Annotated in this window: 13 protein-coding genes; 7 read left to right on the forward strand and 6 right to left on the reverse strand. The window is 68.5% G+C overall.

Annotated elements, in window-relative coordinates; genetic code table 11:
* Positions 1 to 35 precede the first annotated feature (35 nt).
* Together QZ607_RS20730 and QZ607_RS20735 are read left to right on the forward strand one after the other, a co-directional pair.
* Positions 36 to 686 (forward strand): CDGSH iron-sulfur domain-containing protein, encoded by a 651-nt coding sequence (locus QZ607_RS20730; RefSeq protein ID WP_295886612.1) that lies wholly within the window; start codon positions 36 to 38, stop codon positions 684 to 686.
* Positions 687 to 818: 132 nt separating this feature from the next.
* On the forward strand, positions 819 to 1175 hold the full coding sequence (locus QZ607_RS20735) for a hypothetical protein (protein ID WP_295886615.1): 357 nt from the start codon (positions 819 to 821) through the stop codon (positions 1173 to 1175).
* Positions 1176 to 1698: 523 nt separating this feature from the next.
* Here the strand turns inward: QZ607_RS20735 and QZ607_RS20740 are convergent.
* From QZ607_RS20740 to QZ607_RS20760, 6 genes are all read right to left on the reverse strand, one after another.
* Positions 1699 to 2145 carry a hypothetical protein gene (locus QZ607_RS20740; RefSeq protein WP_295886617.1) on the reverse strand — a complete coding sequence of 149 codons (447 nt, stop codon included), beginning with the start codon at positions 2143 to 2145 and terminating at the stop codon, positions 1699 to 1701.
* 494 nt (positions 2146 to 2639) lie between these two features.
* Positions 2640 to 2861, reverse strand: a complete 222-nt coding sequence (locus tag QZ607_RS20745) for a DUF4926 domain-containing protein (protein WP_295886621.1) — start codon at positions 2859 to 2861, stop codon at positions 2640 to 2642.
* A 24-nt stretch (positions 2862 to 2885) separates the two neighbouring features.
* Complete coding sequence (locus tag QZ607_RS25975) at positions 2886 to 3173, reverse strand: DUF6883 domain-containing protein (protein WP_367268232.1); 288 nt, start codon at positions 3171 to 3173, stop codon at positions 2886 to 2888.
* The gene (locus QZ607_RS25980) at positions 3056 to 3520 is read right to left on the reverse strand and encodes a DUF6883 domain-containing protein (RefSeq protein ID WP_367268233.1); all 465 of its coding nucleotides are present in this window, start codon (positions 3518 to 3520) and stop codon (positions 3056 to 3058) included. Before QZ607_RS25980 ends, QZ607_RS25975 begins: the two co-directional genes overlap by 118 nt.
* Positions 3521 to 3727: 207 nt before the next feature.
* On the reverse strand, positions 3728 to 4855 hold the full coding sequence (locus QZ607_RS20755) for an AAA family ATPase (RefSeq protein WP_295886627.1): 1128 nt from the start codon (positions 4853 to 4855) through the stop codon (positions 3728 to 3730).
* Positions 4856 to 4957: 102 nt separating this feature from the next.
* Entirely contained in the window at positions 4958 to 5941 is a 984-nt protein-coding gene (locus QZ607_RS20760) for an Rpn family recombination-promoting nuclease/putative transposase (RefSeq protein WP_295886629.1), read from the reverse strand.
* A 500-nt stretch (positions 5942 to 6441) separates the two neighbouring features.
* Here QZ607_RS20760 and QZ607_RS20765 point away from each other — a divergent pair, with 500 nt between their 5' ends.
* From QZ607_RS20765 to QZ607_RS20785, 5 genes are all read left to right on the forward strand, one after another.
* On the forward strand, positions 6442 to 10323 hold the full coding sequence (locus QZ607_RS20765; protein WP_295886632.1) for an NERD domain-containing protein kinase family protein: 3882 nt from the start codon (positions 6442 to 6444) through the stop codon (positions 10321 to 10323).
* 47 nt (positions 10324 to 10370) lie between these two features.
* Positions 10371 to 10610, forward strand: a complete 240-nt coding sequence (locus QZ607_RS20770) for a hypothetical protein (protein ID WP_295886635.1) — start codon at positions 10371 to 10373, stop codon at positions 10608 to 10610.
* Complete coding sequence (locus QZ607_RS20775) at positions 10600 to 11034, forward strand: PIN domain-containing protein (protein WP_295886640.1); 435 nt, start codon at positions 10600 to 10602, stop codon at positions 11032 to 11034. Before QZ607_RS20770 ends, QZ607_RS20775 begins: the two co-directional genes overlap by 11 nt.
* A 62-nt stretch (positions 11035 to 11096) precedes the next feature.
* Positions 11097 to 13331, forward strand: coding sequence for a hypothetical protein (locus QZ607_RS20780; protein ID WP_295886644.1), 2235 nt, complete (start codon positions 11097 to 11099; stop codon positions 13329 to 13331).
* Positions 13321 to 15934 (forward strand): hypothetical protein (locus QZ607_RS20785; protein WP_295886646.1); only part of this gene is annotated, 2614 nt, incomplete at its 3' end. The genes QZ607_RS20780 and QZ607_RS20785, both read left to right, overlap by 11 nt.

A 15934-nucleotide genomic window follows, 5' to 3' on the forward strand; every position in this document is an offset into this window, starting at 1 on the left:
CTTCAAGCCAACCCGCCACATCCTGGGAGAGCAGCATGAGTGACAAGCCGGTTTACGACTTTCCGGGCACCGAGATCGACGTCCACTGGGACGAGCGCCTGTGCATCCACATCGGCGAGTGCGGCAGCGCCGCCAACAGCCTCTTCGTCGGCGACCGCAAGCCCTGGTGCGTGCCGGACGAGGTGAGCCGGCAGGAGGTGCGCGAGGTCTGCGAGCGCTGCCCGAGCGGCGCGCTGAGCTACACGGACAAGTCCGGCGAGCCCGAGCAGGCGCCGGCGGAGAACACCCTGAGCGTCGTCTACAACGGCCCCCTGTACCTGACCGGCGAGCTTCAGATCGACGACGCCGCGGACGACATGGCGGGCACCCGCTTCCGGGCGGCGCTGTGCCGGTGCGGGGCGTCCGCCAACAAGCCCTTCTGCGACAACAGCCACCTCGGTGCCGGCTTCCAGGACTTCGGCGCCGTCGGCGAGACCGGCCCGGGAGTCAGCAGCCAGGGCGGCCCGGTGAAGGTCAAGCGCATCCCGAACGGGCCGCTGATGGTGGAGGGCAACCTCAACATCCGCGCCGCGAGCGGTCGCGTCGCCTGGCAGGGGGAGAAGGCGTTCCTGTGTCGCTGCGGCGCCTCGAAGAACAAGCCCTTTTGCGACGGCAGCCACAAAGACGCAGGTTTTACAGACAGCTAGCTGTGCTTATCGGATCAGCGGTAAGGACAGCGTAAGCGCCAATAGCAAAGCCGCCTTGCCGCGGCTTCCGGCTCAGTGGGATGCCCAGCCTACAGGGTGCAACCGCGCTCCCGTTCGCGACGTGCGTCCAGCATGGCCACGGCGGCGTCCATCGGGCGGGCGTCGTTGGGGTCTCCGCGAGCTGCCTCTCGCGAGGGCGAGCTCGGCTCCCGCAAGAGCGAATACGACATCATCCACGTCTGCCGCAAACACCACGAGGTGCCCAAGCGCATCTCCTGGGCCAAGCTCCGCCGGCAGGTGCTGCACGACGTGCGGGACCTGCAAGCGCTGCTGGAGCACCACCAGCAGGAGGGACTGCCGGAGGCGGACCTTCTGGCGCGCACCCGCTTCAACCACGGCTGGTGCGGGCGGACCCTGGTCATGCATCGGCGGGAGGAGGACAGATGCGCACTCGACTCAGGTCCGCTGACACGGCTTCGCTGTCGCTGACACCCGGCCAGCGAGTCGAGCATCCGCAGCTCGGCGAGGGCGTGGTCGTCCGCTTGCTCGCCGACGGCCAGGTCCAGGCCTTCTTCCCCGGCGGCGAGCGGCCGGAGCAGCGCATCGGTCGCATTCGCCGCTATGGGCAAAAGTGACGCCCTCGACGACCCGGAGCTGAAGCGCACCCGCGAGGAGCTGGAAGCGGCGACGTCCAATGCGCGGGAGGCACGGCAGGTGGTTCGAGCTGGTCCGTCTTCCGCCCGGATAACGGGAGCGGTGCAGCCTGGCAGGGTCGCGTGCTGCAGCGGGCTTCGAAGAGTGGACGCACCGGATACAGCGACGGCACAGCCGAGCTTCGGGGACAAGATTCGGGGACGGTATACTGAACAGCCAGGAAGCAGCCTACCCGCTGGAGCTGCCGTCGCGCCAATCGCTCTCACTCCCGCCCCCGCATGGCTCGTGGTGCCAAAGCGCCGAGTGCTTCGCACCCGCCGAGACTCGCCAAGCCGCGTCATTCGCGATACAGCAGGCATCAGATCTCCAGCAGCGAGGCCATTGCCTCGTAGAAGGCGTCCAGCCACTGCTCCTGATGCGTGTACGACGCCACGTGTGGTCGCCCGCCGAGCGTCTCCCGCGCCACGACGTAGCTCAGGGTGCCGTCGTCCAGCTCCTCCACCTCGAAGCGTTTGTGCCCGCCCGGCACATGCAGACGCACGCCGCAGGGCTGCGCCGGATCGCCGGTGAAGGCCTCCACCAGCACCCGCGCTTGATCGTCGCGGGCATGGAAGTCCTCCGGCCAGATCTGCCGCAGCACCGTCACCTTCACCAGCTCGCCTTCCACGTCCTTCAGCGCCGCGAACAGCGGCGCCGCCGCCTGCGCCCGCCGCCGAACCGACTCGGCCCGCCGCTCCGCCGCCGTCTGCCTGGTGGCAACGGCGGCCTCTTTGCGTGCCTTGATGCGTTGCAGGGTGTCGCTCATGGCTCTTTCGTCCTCCTGTGGGGCGCGTGATGCGGAGTGATGCTCGCCCGCCGTGTCGGAATCCGCTCGCTGCCTGTGCCGACCGGGCTTAGGCCGCCGGCGGCACGGCGCTCCGGCACCGCGTCGCAGAGTCCCTTCGTCGGGGGGGCAACGCCGACGAACGGCACGTATATCGTAATCGAACCGTGGGCAGCACGGCGGGCTTTCCGCTGGCAAAAGGCGCGCTTCATGCCGACGCTCCGGCATTCTTTCCAGGAAGGGGAAGCCAGCGAGGCGAGCTGTACTTGTTCTGCGTCGTGGCCCCCGCGGCACCCGCCTTACAGGACCGGCGCGCGCACCCGCAGTGGACGCCGGCTCGATTGCCGGCGATCACTCGAAGACGGATCGAACCCTCTCAGCTTATCCCTGCGCAAGGGACGCGAAGAATCGTCTTCCGCTTGGTGCCGCGTGCGAGCGCGCCGTGCGCATCATGCGCCCTCGGTCGCAACTGCGGATCAGTCCGCAACCGCCGTCGGCGTATACCGCAGCTGCAGCAGCCGCTCGGCGGGGACCGCCGCCATGGCGTAAGCGCGGCCCTCATCGTCGCTGAATTCCACCTCGAAGGTGTCCTCGCCGAGGGTGTCCATCACCGTGCCCACCTGTCCAGCCAGCAGACCGTGCTCGGGCAGGTCCGGGGTCAGGGCGACGACGGCATGGGGTGAGATGGCTGTGTGCATGGCCGCTCAGTTCGAGAATGTTGATCAGAGGACGAAACAGCTCGTCAGCCGCGGCGCCGTCTCGCCGGTACGAATGATCCAGGTGGTTCGAACCGGTGCAGTACCCCTCGGCCCGATAACCTCCAAGCCTACGTGATAGCGCCGACCGTGCGCGTCCGCCAGCCCCGCCACCGCGGGTTGCTCCCGAGCGGCCCTCAAGCACGCGGTGCACAGCCAGGCCGCCTCCCGGGCCCTGATGGGACCGATCTGCCAAGCGCCGCCGCGAACACGCGTGCCTTGTGGCGCCCGCGTGGGTGGGCTGGATTCAGGCAATAGCCGCGCAGCTTGTCGAGATCCACGGCGGCTTGATCGGCGTTGGGCAACCGCGTCGCCTGCGTCGTTTCGCATCTGCGGCGGCCACTGCTCGCCGAGGGCAGAGCGCAGGGCCTCCATGTGTTCGATGGCGACCGCGGAGTCGTCGATGGCGGCAGCGAGATCGCGGCGGCCCCGATGGGCATTGCCGTGGTTTGTGTAGCCGCTTGCGAGCAGGTTGCGCTGCTCCGGGGTACCGTTGGCATAGCCCGCCGCCTCGAAGCCGGCGATGACGGAGTCGTTGAGCGCCCGGGCGTTGGCATGAGCGCTGTGCTCGGCGGCCGCGAACGCCGCATCCCATTGGGCATCGAGGTCCACCTGCTCCGTTCGCCAGCCGCCGGCCGGCATGCGCCGGGCCAGCTCTCCGGCGGCGTTGGCGGCCTGGCGCGGCTCGCCGGCGGCGCGGTGCGCTTGCACCAGGTCGCCGAGGGTCGCGCCGAGCAGGGGCAGGGTGGCGGGGTCGCGGGTGTCTCCGGCGCCGTCCAGGGCGCGTTTCAGCTCTCGGGCGAGCAGGGTCAGCGCGAGGATGCGGTCGCGGGGGTCAAGTGTGGCCATGCGGCCCTTGGTGCGCCAGTCGGAGAGGATTGCACGCAGGGCTGCGCGGAAGGCGTCGGCCTCATCAAGGTTCTCGTGCTGCGCCGCCAGCTCTTCGGCCGCGACCTCGTACCAGGCGCGCTGGACGAACTCGCTGCCGGGGGCAGGGCCGGCGGGATCACGCGCTCGACGATGGCGTGGGGGTCGCGGGCTCGGGCCAGGTCCTGCTCGCTACAGGGCTCGTCCAGGCGGCGGGCGGTCTCCAGCAGCAGGTCGTCCAGGAAGCGGCTGCCCTGGTAGCTCGCCATGGCCAGCGGTTGGCGCAGGGCGTCGACGAACAGGGGCTCGATGAAGCGAAGCGTGTCCACGTCCGCCCACTGGGCGTCGTCCAGGATCAGCGCGCAGGGGATGGGGCGTTTGCCGGTCTGCCCGGCGGCGCCGGCGAGCGGGATGCCGCTGCCGAGGGCGGCGCGGAACAGGGCGAGCATCTCCTCCACCGTGTCGCGCCAGTGCTCGGCCTGCTGGGTGGCGATGCCGGGCAGTGGGGCGTCCAGGCGTCGGCGCTTGCGGTTCAGCTCGAAGATGCCGAGGCCGTCGAAGAGCGCACCGCTCAAGCCCCCGGTGAGCAGGCCGCCCCAGATGCCGGCGTTGGCCTTGGCCAGGCTGGCCGCCAGCTCGCGGCCGTAGCGGGCGCGGATCACCGGCTCCAGGTGCGGCTCCAGGTGCTCGCGGGCGTTGGACAGGCCGCAGGTGGATGCGGCGATGCCGCGCTCATACTTGCTGTCGGTGAAGCGCAGGCCCCACCAAAGCCAGGGGATGTCCGGCCGCGGGCCGTCGCTGGCCGGGAACGCCGGGTTCACGGCCAGCGTGCGCCCGCTGATGCTCAAGGCGTCCGGCCAGTAGCCGTGCGGGTCGCGGGCGTGGCGCTCCGTGCTGAGCCATTCGTAGAAGGCCTGCACCAGCCGGGTCTTGCCGAGGCCGGTGTCGGCGGTCCAGACCAGGAATCGGGGCTCGCCGGCAGCGACCTCGTCCCAGGTCTGTTGCAGCAGGGCCAGCTCCTCTGTGCGGCCGACGAAGGGGGTGGTGGGGGGCGGCTGGGTCTTGTCCATTGGGTGGGTCCTCCGTGACGTCTGCGCCGCCGGGAAGTGGCCAGGTCGCGGCGAGGGCGGGTCCTGCGTCCGGCGATGGGCGCTCGCGCAGGCGCGGGCGGCTCAATGCAGCACGGTGTCCAGGTCGTCGGCGGTCAGGATGCGCCTGGACCAGCGCAGCAGCGTCTCCGCGTCCGCCGCCGCGATGCGCTGCCGCGTGGACTCGCTCGGCGGGCCGAACTTGTCCTCGATCAGGGACAGCAGCACCGCGGCTTCACCCTCTTGGCGGCCCTCTTGGCGGCCCTCTTGGCGGCCCTCCTGGCGGCCCTGTTGCCGGCCCTGCTCGATGTAGCGGTCGATGAAGGTCTGCATGATCGGCTCTCCGGTGAATGTCTCCCGCAACAGGGCGCGGATCTCTTGCTCCTCGACCCGTTGCGTGCCCTGAACATAGTAGCGCAGCAGGGATTCCAGGATCGCCACCGCCGTGTTGCGGTCCTGCACCTGCTCGATCAGCGTCAGGAGCTCGCGCAGGCGCTCGAGCGGCTGGTCGCTGAAGATCCAGCGCAGGGCCAGTTGCACCAGGCGGGTGAGGACCTCGCCCTTGATCTCCGCGTCGGTGCGCTCGGACAGGTCCATCAGGGCGTAGGTGAGCTGCGGGACGAAGGGCGCCAGGGCCGCCGGCAGTGGGTTGACGAGCTGGTGGAAGCTGCGCGGCACCCGCCAGGGTCCCCTGCCGTGGTAGATGACCAGTGGGTAGACGGGCGGCAGATGGTCGGCCTCGGGGTGCTGCTTGCGGAAGGCGTCGCCCTCGGCCACGACATAACGCAGCAGCTGCAGGAGCGTCCAGTGCTCGGGGCTGCTCTTGTGCTCGAACAGCAGATAGATGGACAGCGGGCCGTCGCGGTGGCGCACCCGGTAGACAAGGTCGGAGTAGGCCGAGCGCAGATCGGCGGCGACGTAGGTGTCCTTGGCGATGTCGAGGCTGGCCAGGTCGATCTCGGCGAGCAGCCCGGGCGGGAGCTGGCAGCGCAGGAAATCCACGGCGACCTCGCGCCGGCCGAAGCTCTCGCGGAAGAAGGCGTCGTGGGGGGTGGCGATCTCGTCCATGGGAGGCGAGCCTAGCGTCGCTACGTGTACAGGGCAACCCGATTGCGCGCGGATGCGGCGGCCAGCAGCGGCACCGGCGGCGGCAGGGCTCCTGGCGGTGCTGCTGCTCTCTTGCCGAGGCCCTGCCTCGGCATCCCGGTTCGGCGGCGCTGCCGCCCGGGGCGGACACTGGCGACAGAGTCGCAGACCGCGGTCCAGGTCTGGATTGGGCGGGTCGGTTGGATCAGGCGGGTCAGCGGCAACGCAATTCGGCAATCAGCGCTTCACGCGCGCGCAGCTTTGATCATCAGTCCAACCATGCCGCGGCCGATCCGCAGCGCCGACCATTCAACAGCGAAGCCCTCGCTCCCACTCGCCCGAAGCGCCAACTGCAACGGCCTCGGGAGCACCTTGCGGCCCCGAACATACCGCTCGTCCGGGATCGACGCCGACCGTCAGTTTCGCTATCGTGCCCGAAACGTGCTCTGTCTGGGGCCATCCAGACCAAGGGATCGAACATGATGGTGCGCCATATCCCCTGTGGAGACTTCGTCAACGAGAGCGAGCGCCGGGCGGTCGAGCAGCTGAAGGCCAAGCTCCAGGCCGCGCGCGGGCCCTGGGTGCTGCTGTCGAACCTGAGCCACGCCCAGCACACCGCCCGTCGCGCGGACGAGATCGACATCGTCGCCATCGGGCCGCCCGGAGTCTGTGCCGTCGAAGTCAAGCACTGGGATGCCGGATACCTGAAGCGGCACGGTGCCGTCGTGGACGCCGAGGCGGACCGCATCGACGGCAAGGCCAAGCGCGTTGCCGGTGCCTTGCGGCCCCGGCTCGACCCGGGCTTCGTCTCCGGCAGGCTGCTGCTGACCAGGAGCAACGTCCGTTTCGGTGACGAGCGCCGCCCGCGCCCGCGTGGTGTGGGGGTGTTTGGTCTCCCGGAATGGAAGACGCTGCTGGATGTGGATGGTCCTGTGCGCCTGAGCGCGGACCAGATCGAGCTGGCCGCGCAGCTGCTGGAGCCGCGCACCAAGGTTGCGCTGCGCGGCGACCTGCGCGCCTTTGCCGGGCTGATCAACCTGGAGCGCCTGTCGGACCGCGCCGACGCCTTCCACCGCATCTACCGCGGTCAGCATCCGACCCGGCGTGACAGGGTCATCCTGCATCTCTACGACCTCTCCGCCAGTGATGCGGACAATGCCCTGGAACTGGCCCGTCGCGAGCTCGACACCATCCAGCGCTGGCAGAAGGCGCGCTTCATGCCGACACTGCTGGATTCTTTCCAGGAGGCGGAAGGCTACCCCGGCGAGCTGCATTTCTTCTCACTGGTGGACCCGGCCGCGCCGGCCTTGCAGGATCGCCGTGATGACCCTCAGTGGACACCGGGCGCAAGGCTGGATTTTGCCCGGGCGGCCATCGACGCGCTCGCCGAGCTGCACCAGCCGGAGCCGGGCAGCGACGCCGCCCCGACCCTGCATCGGCAGATCACGCCGCGCAGCCTGCGGGTGCGGCACAACAACCAGCCGCTGTTCACGGAGCTGAACCTGAGCCGGCTCGGCGATGCCGTCACCTTGGCGCCGGCCGCCACGGATTTCGGCGAGCTTGCCGAGTATTACGCGCCGGAGGTCCGCCAGGGCGGTCTCGCCGTCGCTGACCCTCGCTCGGATGTCTTCAGCCTGTGCGCCTCCCTGCGCGTCCTGTTCGACGGCGAGGATGCCGTCTCCCGTGCGGCCGACGCCGCCTTGGCCGCCGGCTGTGCCGCCGCGCCGGAGCAGCGCGTGCCGCTCGCCGACATCGCCAAGGCCCTCGCCGCAGTCGGTAGCATGGACGCCGCCGAGCCCACGGTCACCAACTCGCTCCCCGCCGCCGAGTTCTGGGATGAAGACACCGTGGTCCCCTTCCAGCAGTCCCAGTTCAAGGTCATCGGCCGTCTCGGCGGCGGTGGTGTCGGGCAGACCTTCAAGGTCGTGGAGCTGGACACGGATTCCGAGGAGCGCTTCGGCACCTATGTCGCCAAGCTCATCAACCACGAGGACGACGCCAGGGCCGTCATCCGGGCCTACAGGCTCGCCCGCGCCCAGACGGACCATCCGAATCTCTCGGTGATCCATGAGATCGCCGCGGAGTGGCAGGCGGACCGCTTCGTGGCTTTACTCAAGTGGGTCGAGGGCATCCCGCTGTCCGACCTGACCGGTGTGCTCCCCATCCATGCCGAGGACATCGGTGAAGACTCGGCGGAAGCCCTCGCGCTGCATTGGCTCAAGGAGCTTTGCGACGCCCTGGGCCAACTGCACCGCGCTGGGCTGGTGCACGGCGATGTCAGCCCGCGCAACGTCATCGTGCAGGGCGGCAGCACCACCCTCACCGACTACGACACCGTGCTCCGCAGCGGCGACACGCCGAGCCGCAGCACCGCCGTCTATGCGAGCCCCGCGGTGCAGGAGCGCGTGCGCATTGAGCCCGCGGACGACCTCTACGCCCTTGCCGCCACGCTGTTCCACGTGTTGACGGACCGCGAGCCCTTCCTGCACGGCGCCGAGCGGCGCAAAGACCTTGGACTGTGTTGGGACGGCATCGACGGCTTGGCGCAACTGCGCCCCTTCCTGGACCGTGCGACGCATCCGGACCCGACGGCACGCTTCCGCGACGGTGCAGAGGCGCGTGCGTTCCTGAGCGAGCTGACGCAGGCGCCGGACGCCGCCGCGCCCGCCGATGACGCCGAGCGCATCACGCTGAGCGACAACGTCGTGCCCTGGCTGCAGGAGGTGCTGAGCACCTACCCCGGCGCCCGTCGCGGCAATGCCGAGACCCGCGGCCTGGACTCCGACTTCGCGCTGCAAACCTATGTCGAGACCCCGCTCGACAGCATCCTGCTGGAGGACCTCCGGGCCGGGCGGGTGAACCTGGTCATCCTGTTCGGCAACGCCGGCGACGGCAAAACGGCGTTCCTGCAGCACCTGGTGCGCAAGCTGGGCGTTGAAGACATCCAGTCGTCCCGACGCGTCTGGGAGACCGATTTGGGCAATGGCCGCCGGCTCATGGTGAATCTCGACGGCGCCGCCGCCTGGCAGGGGCGGGACGCGAACGAGCTGCTGGACGACCTGTTCGCGCCCTTCCACCGGCGCGATTTCCCCACCGACCGGGTGCACGTGGTCGCCGTCAACAACGGCAAGCTGCTGGAATGGGTCGAGACCCAGCCGCAGGACACCTGGCTCACGGCGGCGTTGCGGGACCTGCTGCTGTTCGACAAGCCGCCGGCCGAGCCCCGCTTCCGGCTCATCGACCTGAACCGCCGCTCCCTGGTCGGCGGGCTCGTCAAAGATGCACCGGAACCGCGGGCGGATTTCCTCAACGCACTCATCGACCGCCTACTCGGCGGCGATACTGATCCCTGGCGGCCTTGTGCTGCCTGCACGGCCCAAGACCGTTGCACCGCCTTCGCGTCGGTGCGGCTGCTGCGCGACCCCGAGCAAGGCGCACGCCTGCGCGCGCGGCTCACCGACCTGCTTCAGGCCTGCCACCAGCGCGGCGAGATTCACATCACCGCCCGCGAGCTGCGCGCCGCCTTGTCCTACTGCCTGTTCGGCATCGACCACTGCGAGGACCTGCATGCGGCGCCGGACGCGCGCCCGGAACCGCTCTGGCATCGCCTGTTCGATGCCGCCTCCGAGCGGCGCCAGGGCGAATTGCTGGCCGAGATGGCCCGATTCGACCCGGCGCTGGAGTCCGATCCCATCATCGACCGGGGCCTGCTGCGGACCGTCGCATCGGACGCCGGCGGCCATCGGCTCGCCGATGCGCGCCGGCGTGCCTGGCTGCTCGGCGACGGTGCCAACGGCCGGGTGCGGCTGATGCACGGGCAGCACATCGCACGCTTCCGCGCCGTGCCCGCCATGTCAGCCGGCGAGCTGGACGCCTTGCTGCGCGACCTCTGCCTCGGCATCGCCCGGCTCGAAGACCTGCCGCCCAAGGCCTTCGCGCCCGCGCAGGTCGACCATGGCGTCCCGCTGCGTATCACGCCCCGCACGCCGACGGAAAGCGCCTTCTGGGTGGTGAAGCCCTGGGACCGGTTCAGCCTGAGCCCGGCGCTGCCGGCCGCCGCCGACGGCCTGGAGCGGCTGCACACCCATCTGCACCTGACCTACCGCTACGCGACGGGCGATGCAGAGACCCTGATCCTGGGTCTGGAGCTGTTCCACCTGCTGCTGGAGCTCAGGGCGGGGATGCAGCTCTCCGGCGTCGGCGAGGAGGGCATCTTCGCCAACCTGGAGATTTTCACCCAGCGCCTGGCCAGCGAGGATGCGCGTCTGCTGCATGCCTGGCATCCCAGCGACGAGGACCGGCTCTATCGGGTGCGTGTGGAGGCCCGCGACGGCCGGCAGGTGTTGCTGCGGGAGCCGCTGTGAGCGCAGGATGCTGTGATGAGCAAGTCGCGTTGACACGAGGCGAGACCATGCAAGCCATCGAGTTCGAAACCCACGTGAGCCACGGCAGCGTCAGCCTTCCTGCGGATGCACAGGTGGCAGACGGCCAGCAGGTGCGTGTGGTCATCCTGTTCGAACGTGCCGAACAGGCCAAGGTGTCCGCTGCCGCGGAAAAGGCACAAACCGGCCCCATCGCCCGCCTGATGCAGAACCCGCTGCTGGTACCCGGTTTCGCGCCCCTGTCTCGGGACGAGGCCCATGCGCGGTGATGTCTTCGTCGATACCAATGTCTGGCTCTATGCGCTCGTCCTCGAACCGGGCGAAGAGGCCAAGCACGATTGTGCAAAGCAGCTCATCGCCGGCCTGGGCAGGTGCACCGTCAGTACGCAGGTCATCGCGGAGGTCAGCGTCAACCTGCTGAAGAAGGCCGGCATGCGGGAGCCCGACCTGATCGAGATCGTCGAGGACTTCTACGCCAGCCATCGGGTGCAGGATACGGGCCTGGGTTGCCACCGACGGGCCAGCGATCTGCGCAGCCGATTCGCCCTCAGCTTCTGGGACAGCCTTGTCCTGGCGGCTGCCCGCGAGGCCGGTTGCTCCGTGTTCTACAGCGAGGATATGCAGCACGGCCTGCAGATCGACGATCGTCTGCGCATCGTCAATCCATTCGCACCGGCAGAGCCGACAGGCTGACCGTTCAGGATTGCCGCGGAAGCACCATCGGGGAACCGAGCGCACGGTCGGACAAGGAACGCATGGCGAATCAAGACCCCCCAATCGTCCGCGAATTCAAAGCCTTCGGCATGCGCCACATCTGCGAGCAGCTCGCCGCGGCGGAGGGCCGGTTCGTCGACAAGGCCGCCGCCTACGATGCGGTCGTCGCGAGCTTCAAGGCGGATTACGGCTGGCCGGCGGACCTGACGGAGCTGGAGCGCACCGTCGGCGGCAAGCTGCGCGAGGTCTACATCAACCGCCTGCACTGGATGACGGCGCGGCTCTGTCGCGAGGGCGTCATCGAGTCCGTCGCGAGCCGCCCGTTCATTGCACTCGCGGGTCATCTGGCCGCGGCAGAGGCGGCTTACGGGAGCAAGGCGCAGAAGCGGCGTCGGGGTCGGCCAAAAGCCTCAACACCCGACGGCGCACGCATCCAGTCCTCTGTCCGCCCGCCGCCTTCCGATCACGACAGACTACCCACAGCGACCATGTCAACGCGTCCAGCCAAGAAGATCGTCGAGGATGTCCTGGGGCCCGCTCGTACGCGAGCGCTCTGGACCGCGAACTACTATCCCGCGCTGCCTTTTACGCCTCAGGACTTTGAAGTCGGCGCTGTGCTCCCCGCAATGCTCTACATGGCGCGGTTCGGGCATCGGCGCGGCAAGGGGCGGTTTGCAGAGACCTTCGGCGAAAGCCAAATTGAGGGAAAAGGCCCGCCGACCATTGCCAGCATCGCCCGCGTGCTTGCTGCCAACGATGAGGCTGGTCTTGAAGGCTTCGATGATGAAGTCGGCCAAATCATGCTGGGTGATCTTCTGCTCTCCTGGTGCCTGGAGAACAAGAAGCACGAAGAAGGCCAAGATCGGCAGGTTCAGCGCGTGCTGCCGACTCACTACTTATCCAGTTGGGTCGATCTGCCGGATAAGGTAGGTAATTTGCGCGCAATCCCGGAATTGCTAACTGCTATCCTTGCCGCCCAATCGGGCGAAGAGTGGCTGCAGCCCAACGCGGACGACGAGTTTCCGGCGGGTGTCGATGACCACTCAAGAAGCCCCCTACTTGCGTTGTTCAGTCGTCATTGCGAGATACGTGGCGCCCACGCAGCCGACTACGCATCTGACTATTTCTCCGAATCGACGGCGATTGACATTGGTATCGACGAGTTGTTGGCGGTGCGCGTCGCCCGAGCGTGTGGTCACGCCCCTGACAAAGCGCGTGGCGACAGCGGCATTGTAAATCGTATCCCTCTCGCAAGTCGGGCATCTGCCCAGACCCGCGAGGATCTTGCCGTGTTAATCCGAAAGCTTGGACCGGTCGTTCCCCGCCAAGCCTTCCTGCAAATGCTTGAAGCGGGAATTGGCTTGAGTATCCTCAACTTGACTCTCTCCACGGCTGGCATACTTATTGATTGGGAAAAGACGGGGCATTTGGCAGTAAATGATACTCAGGTCGCTTGGCCGCTCTTCGTCGATGCGTCGCAAGGGCAAGACCCTACGCTGCGAGAATTCTCCGAGGCATCGCTGAGCGAATGTCTACGGCGATTCGAGCGGGTTCCGATCATTATGATGCTGCTGCGACTTCTGGACGACCGAGTTCGGACTGATCGGCGTCTGGCCGATCAGGTGCCGCCAATCGTACCTGATCCGCGTGACTTTCTAGACCTGCTCGGCAAGGTTTACAAGGAGCAGCACGCCCGTTCCGAGGCAATTCTTGATAAGGTGTTCGAAGAAGCGCGCCGGCTCGCCGAAGAGATTGACGAAGAGGACCCAGAGATTGCTAAGCGCTTGCGGCAGGGATCGCCGTGGGACATGGCGGAGTCCATTTGCGAGTTGATGGGCCGAAAGCTGCAGATGACCCAGTTTTTGAGAAGCATGGAAAGCATGCTAATGACGGACAAGCCGAACGGCCTCGCCGTACGTCGCCGAGTCAGCAGAACCATCGACGGCCGACGCCGCTCGATCGACGTCCGCTCGGTCGTCCTGTCTTCGGCAGTACTCGATTTCCTGGTCCACCGGCACCTTTATGAGTCTCCCGATGCAACAGCGCCGCGGGCGCTGTCGTTTCAGCAATTTCTCGCCCTGCTGCGCGAAGAGTATGGGCTGTATGTGGACCGCGAGCCGCCGGGGCAGGCCATCCCGAGCGACCTGCTGCGGCAGAACAAGGCCTGGCTGGAACGGCGACTGCGGGACCTGGGACTGCTGATCGGCGTTAACGACGCCGAATCCATGAAGCAGTTGCGCCCCCGGTACCAAGGAGGCGTCGCGCATGTTGACTGAGGGTGTTCGCGATGTGCTGCGCGCGACCTTTCGCGGGCTCCTGGGACCGGCGCAGCCGGGGACCATGGCCTTCGTGCGCTGCCTGCCGGAGCGGGTGGTGCACGCATTGGCCGCCGACGCCGGATTTCACCTGGACGGCTGGCAGATCGCGGCGGTCACCAGCGACCACGACCCGCAGGGCCGGCGCATCACCGCCGGACAGGCGGTGGAGTGGCGGGAGGACAAGGCCGATCCGGCGCTGCTGCTCGTGGACCCTCAGGGCGCCGGACCGGGCATGGACGGCATCTACAGCGCGGCGCGGGAGATCGGCGAGTCAGAGCTGTTTCGGCAAGCCGTCGAGCTTGCCCGCCAGCGGCTGCCACATGGACGCAAGGGCTTTGCGCTGAAGGCGCTGCAGAAGGCCGGTTGGCAGAAGCGCCGGCGTCCGCTGGCGCCGTGGTCCGCGCTGGACTACCTATGCCGCGCCTGGGACGACGATGCCGCGCTCGGCGGCGCCTTGTGGAGCATCGGGTTGTGGCCCGTCGCCGTCGAGGGCAGCCCGGATGATGCCGACCTCGAGCACAGCGCGCTGCTGGTGGAGCGATTGCTGCCGGTTCACGGTTCCCGTACACCGCCCGAGCAACGGGTCGAGGGCTTAAGTCTCGACGATGACCAGCAGGAACGGGCGGAGCTGTTGGTGCAGACCCTGCGCCGCATGGAGGGCGCGCCGCGCCTGGATGCGCTCGGAGCCATCGGCGCAGAGCCTGAGCTCTGGCTGAATCGATTGCGGCCGGGCATCTTCGATCAGCGCCGCCTGCAGGGCATCGACATCCGCTCCTGGCGCCAGCGAAACGGCAAGCCCTACGCCTGGTCCGGACTGTCAACGACCACCGAGGGCGATCTGGAGCTGCGCCTGCCGTTACCCGACGCCGACGGGGCCGGATCGGCCAAGCTGGATGTACGCTGGACGGTGCAGCCGGAGATGCTGCCGGCTGGTGCGGCGAGCTACCAGGTCACCGTCCATGCGGGCGGGGATGTCCTCGCGGAGCGGACCCTGGATCACAAGGGTCGCCGCGAACAGAAGGTGATCTTCAGCCAGGACGACTTCGACGAGCTGGACGAGGACGCCCGGTTTCAGGCCCAGGTGCGCGTCGCGGCCCTCGGCGACGACTGTGAGCCGGCGGAGAGCGAGGTCTTCGTGCTCTGCTTCGGCGAGCCTGCCGCAGGGCCGACCACCAGCAGCGCGGGCAGGACGGCGCCGAGCTTGGCGCTCGCCGCGGCGCAGGTCGCGGACGACTGGGAGAGCTTCAAGCATCTGGGCAAGAACCCGCAGGACCCGAGCCTGTTCGAGACCGACAAGAAGGGCTTCGTCCTCTGCAAGCACAAGGATCGCGTGGCGAAGGTCTTCTCGCCGCCCCTGTTCCGTAATCTCTGCAACGACTGGATCGAGCGCGAGGGGGCGGTCGGGCGCTGGCGGCTGCGCGTGCGCGAGGACGGCAAGCCCGTCGGCACGCCGGAGTTCGTCCCGCTGGCCGGCGTCGATGCTTCCGGGCAGCTCGCGCGGGCGTCGGCTGACTTCGCGGCCTGGCTGAGCCCGACCCAGGGGCCGCTCGGCGTGCTGTATCTGGTGGACGAGGTCAAGCCCGTCGATCGCTATGTGAGCGCTGCCGGCAAGCTCTGGGAGCAGGCAGACCCAGCCGCGACCCTGATCCAGACCCTGGAGGTGCAGTCCCTGTCCGGCGCCTGCCTCGGGCTGATCGTGCTGCCCACCCATCCGTTGCGGGTGGCCTGGCAGCAGGGCTTCGATTTGATGGTTGCCTACCATCGGTATCGGGGAGACAACGCCGGCAAGCTGAACGCCAGGCGTCTCGCGGAGGTGCTGCGGCCGGTGAACGGCGCCCACTATCCGGCCTTTCTGCCCGGCCTGACGCCGGAGCAGACCTTCGTCTTCGGCGACACCCTCGGCCTGCACGCGGTGGCCATGGTGACCGCCGATGACCCTGAGCCCAAGGCGACGCTGGCGCTGCTTGGCCGGCTGCTGGGCGGTGACGAGGCAACGGCGCCGTCGGTGGGCGAAGGCGCCGCCGATGCGTTGGCCGGCGAGCTGGGGCGCTACCTGCAACTGCATCCCCTCTATCGACGCATCCGGGTGCATGCGCTGCGTGCGGGTGATGCGCGGCCGGTGGCCCGCGCGCTGGGCCGCGCTCAGAACCTGGCGACCGACGCCGCGGACGGCGACGACAGCGAAGATCTGCACAGCTTCGAGCTGGAACTGTTCCCCGGCAGCGGACGGTCCACCGCCCAGAGCGGGCGCTTTCTCGCCGCCACCGCGGAGCGCCGGCGCAGCGGTGCCGGCGCCGTGCCGGAGGAGGATCGCTGGCTGTTGCAGAGCGTCACGCGGCCCGGCGGCGTCACCCTGCCACGGCTGCGGTGGGCACGCCGCGATGCCCACAAGCCGGACACGCCGGCGCACGTGGCAATTGCCTTCGATGTGTTTACGTCGCGGGTCGAGACGCGCCCCGCCGCTGAGCTGCCCCCGGACGGCACCCTGGAGGCGCACGGGCTGATGCTGGTGCCGTCGCGGGACTTCCACGCCGGGGGTACCCCGCATTGGCTCTCGTTCG

The sequence above is a fragment of the uncultured Thiohalocapsa sp. genome, from assembly GCF_913063425.1.
Lineage (GTDB): Bacteria > Pseudomonadota > Gammaproteobacteria > Chromatiales > Chromatiaceae > Thiohalocapsa.

Bases quoted from the DNA above. Each gene is read 5' to 3' on its own strand.
- QZ607_RS20755 (WP_295886627.1), bottom strand. From the start codon at position 4,855: ATGGACAAGACCCAGCCGCCCCCCACCACCCCCTTCGTCGGCCGCACA.
- QZ607_RS20730 (WP_295886612.1), top strand. From the start codon at position 36: ATGAGTGACAAGCCGGTTTACGACTTTCCGGGCACCGAGATCGACGTC.
- QZ607_RS20765 (WP_295886632.1), top strand. From the start codon at position 6,442: ATGGTGCGCCATATCCCCTGTGGAGACTTCGTCAACGAGAGCGAGCGC.
- QZ607_RS20780 (WP_295886644.1), top strand. From the start codon at position 11,097: ATGGCGAATCAAGACCCCCCAATCGTCCGCGAATTCAAAGCCTTCGGC.
- QZ607_RS20760 (WP_295886629.1), bottom strand. From the start codon at position 5,941: ATGGACGAGATCGCCACCCCCCACGACGCCTTCTTCCGCGAGAGCTTC.
- QZ607_RS20775 (WP_295886640.1), top strand. From the start codon at position 10,600: ATGCGCGGTGATGTCTTCGTCGATACCAATGTCTGGCTCTATGCGCTC.
- QZ607_RS20740 (WP_295886617.1), bottom strand. From the start codon at position 2,145: ATGAGCGACACCCTGCAACGCATCAAGGCACGCAAAGAGGCCGCCGTT.
- QZ607_RS20745 (WP_295886621.1), bottom strand. From the start codon at position 2,861: ATGCACACAGCCATCTCACCCCATGCCGTCGTCGCCCTGACCCCGGAC.
- QZ607_RS25980 (WP_367268233.1), bottom strand. From the start codon at position 3,520: ATGCCCAATGGGATGCGGCGTTCGCGGCCGCCGAGCACAGCGCTCATG.
- QZ607_RS20735 (WP_295886615.1), top strand. From the start codon at position 819: ATGGCCACGGCGGCGTCCATCGGGCGGGCGTCGTTGGGGTCTCCGCGA.
- QZ607_RS20770 (WP_295886635.1), top strand. From the start codon at position 10,371: ATGCAAGCCATCGAGTTCGAAACCCACGTGAGCCACGGCAGCGTCAGC.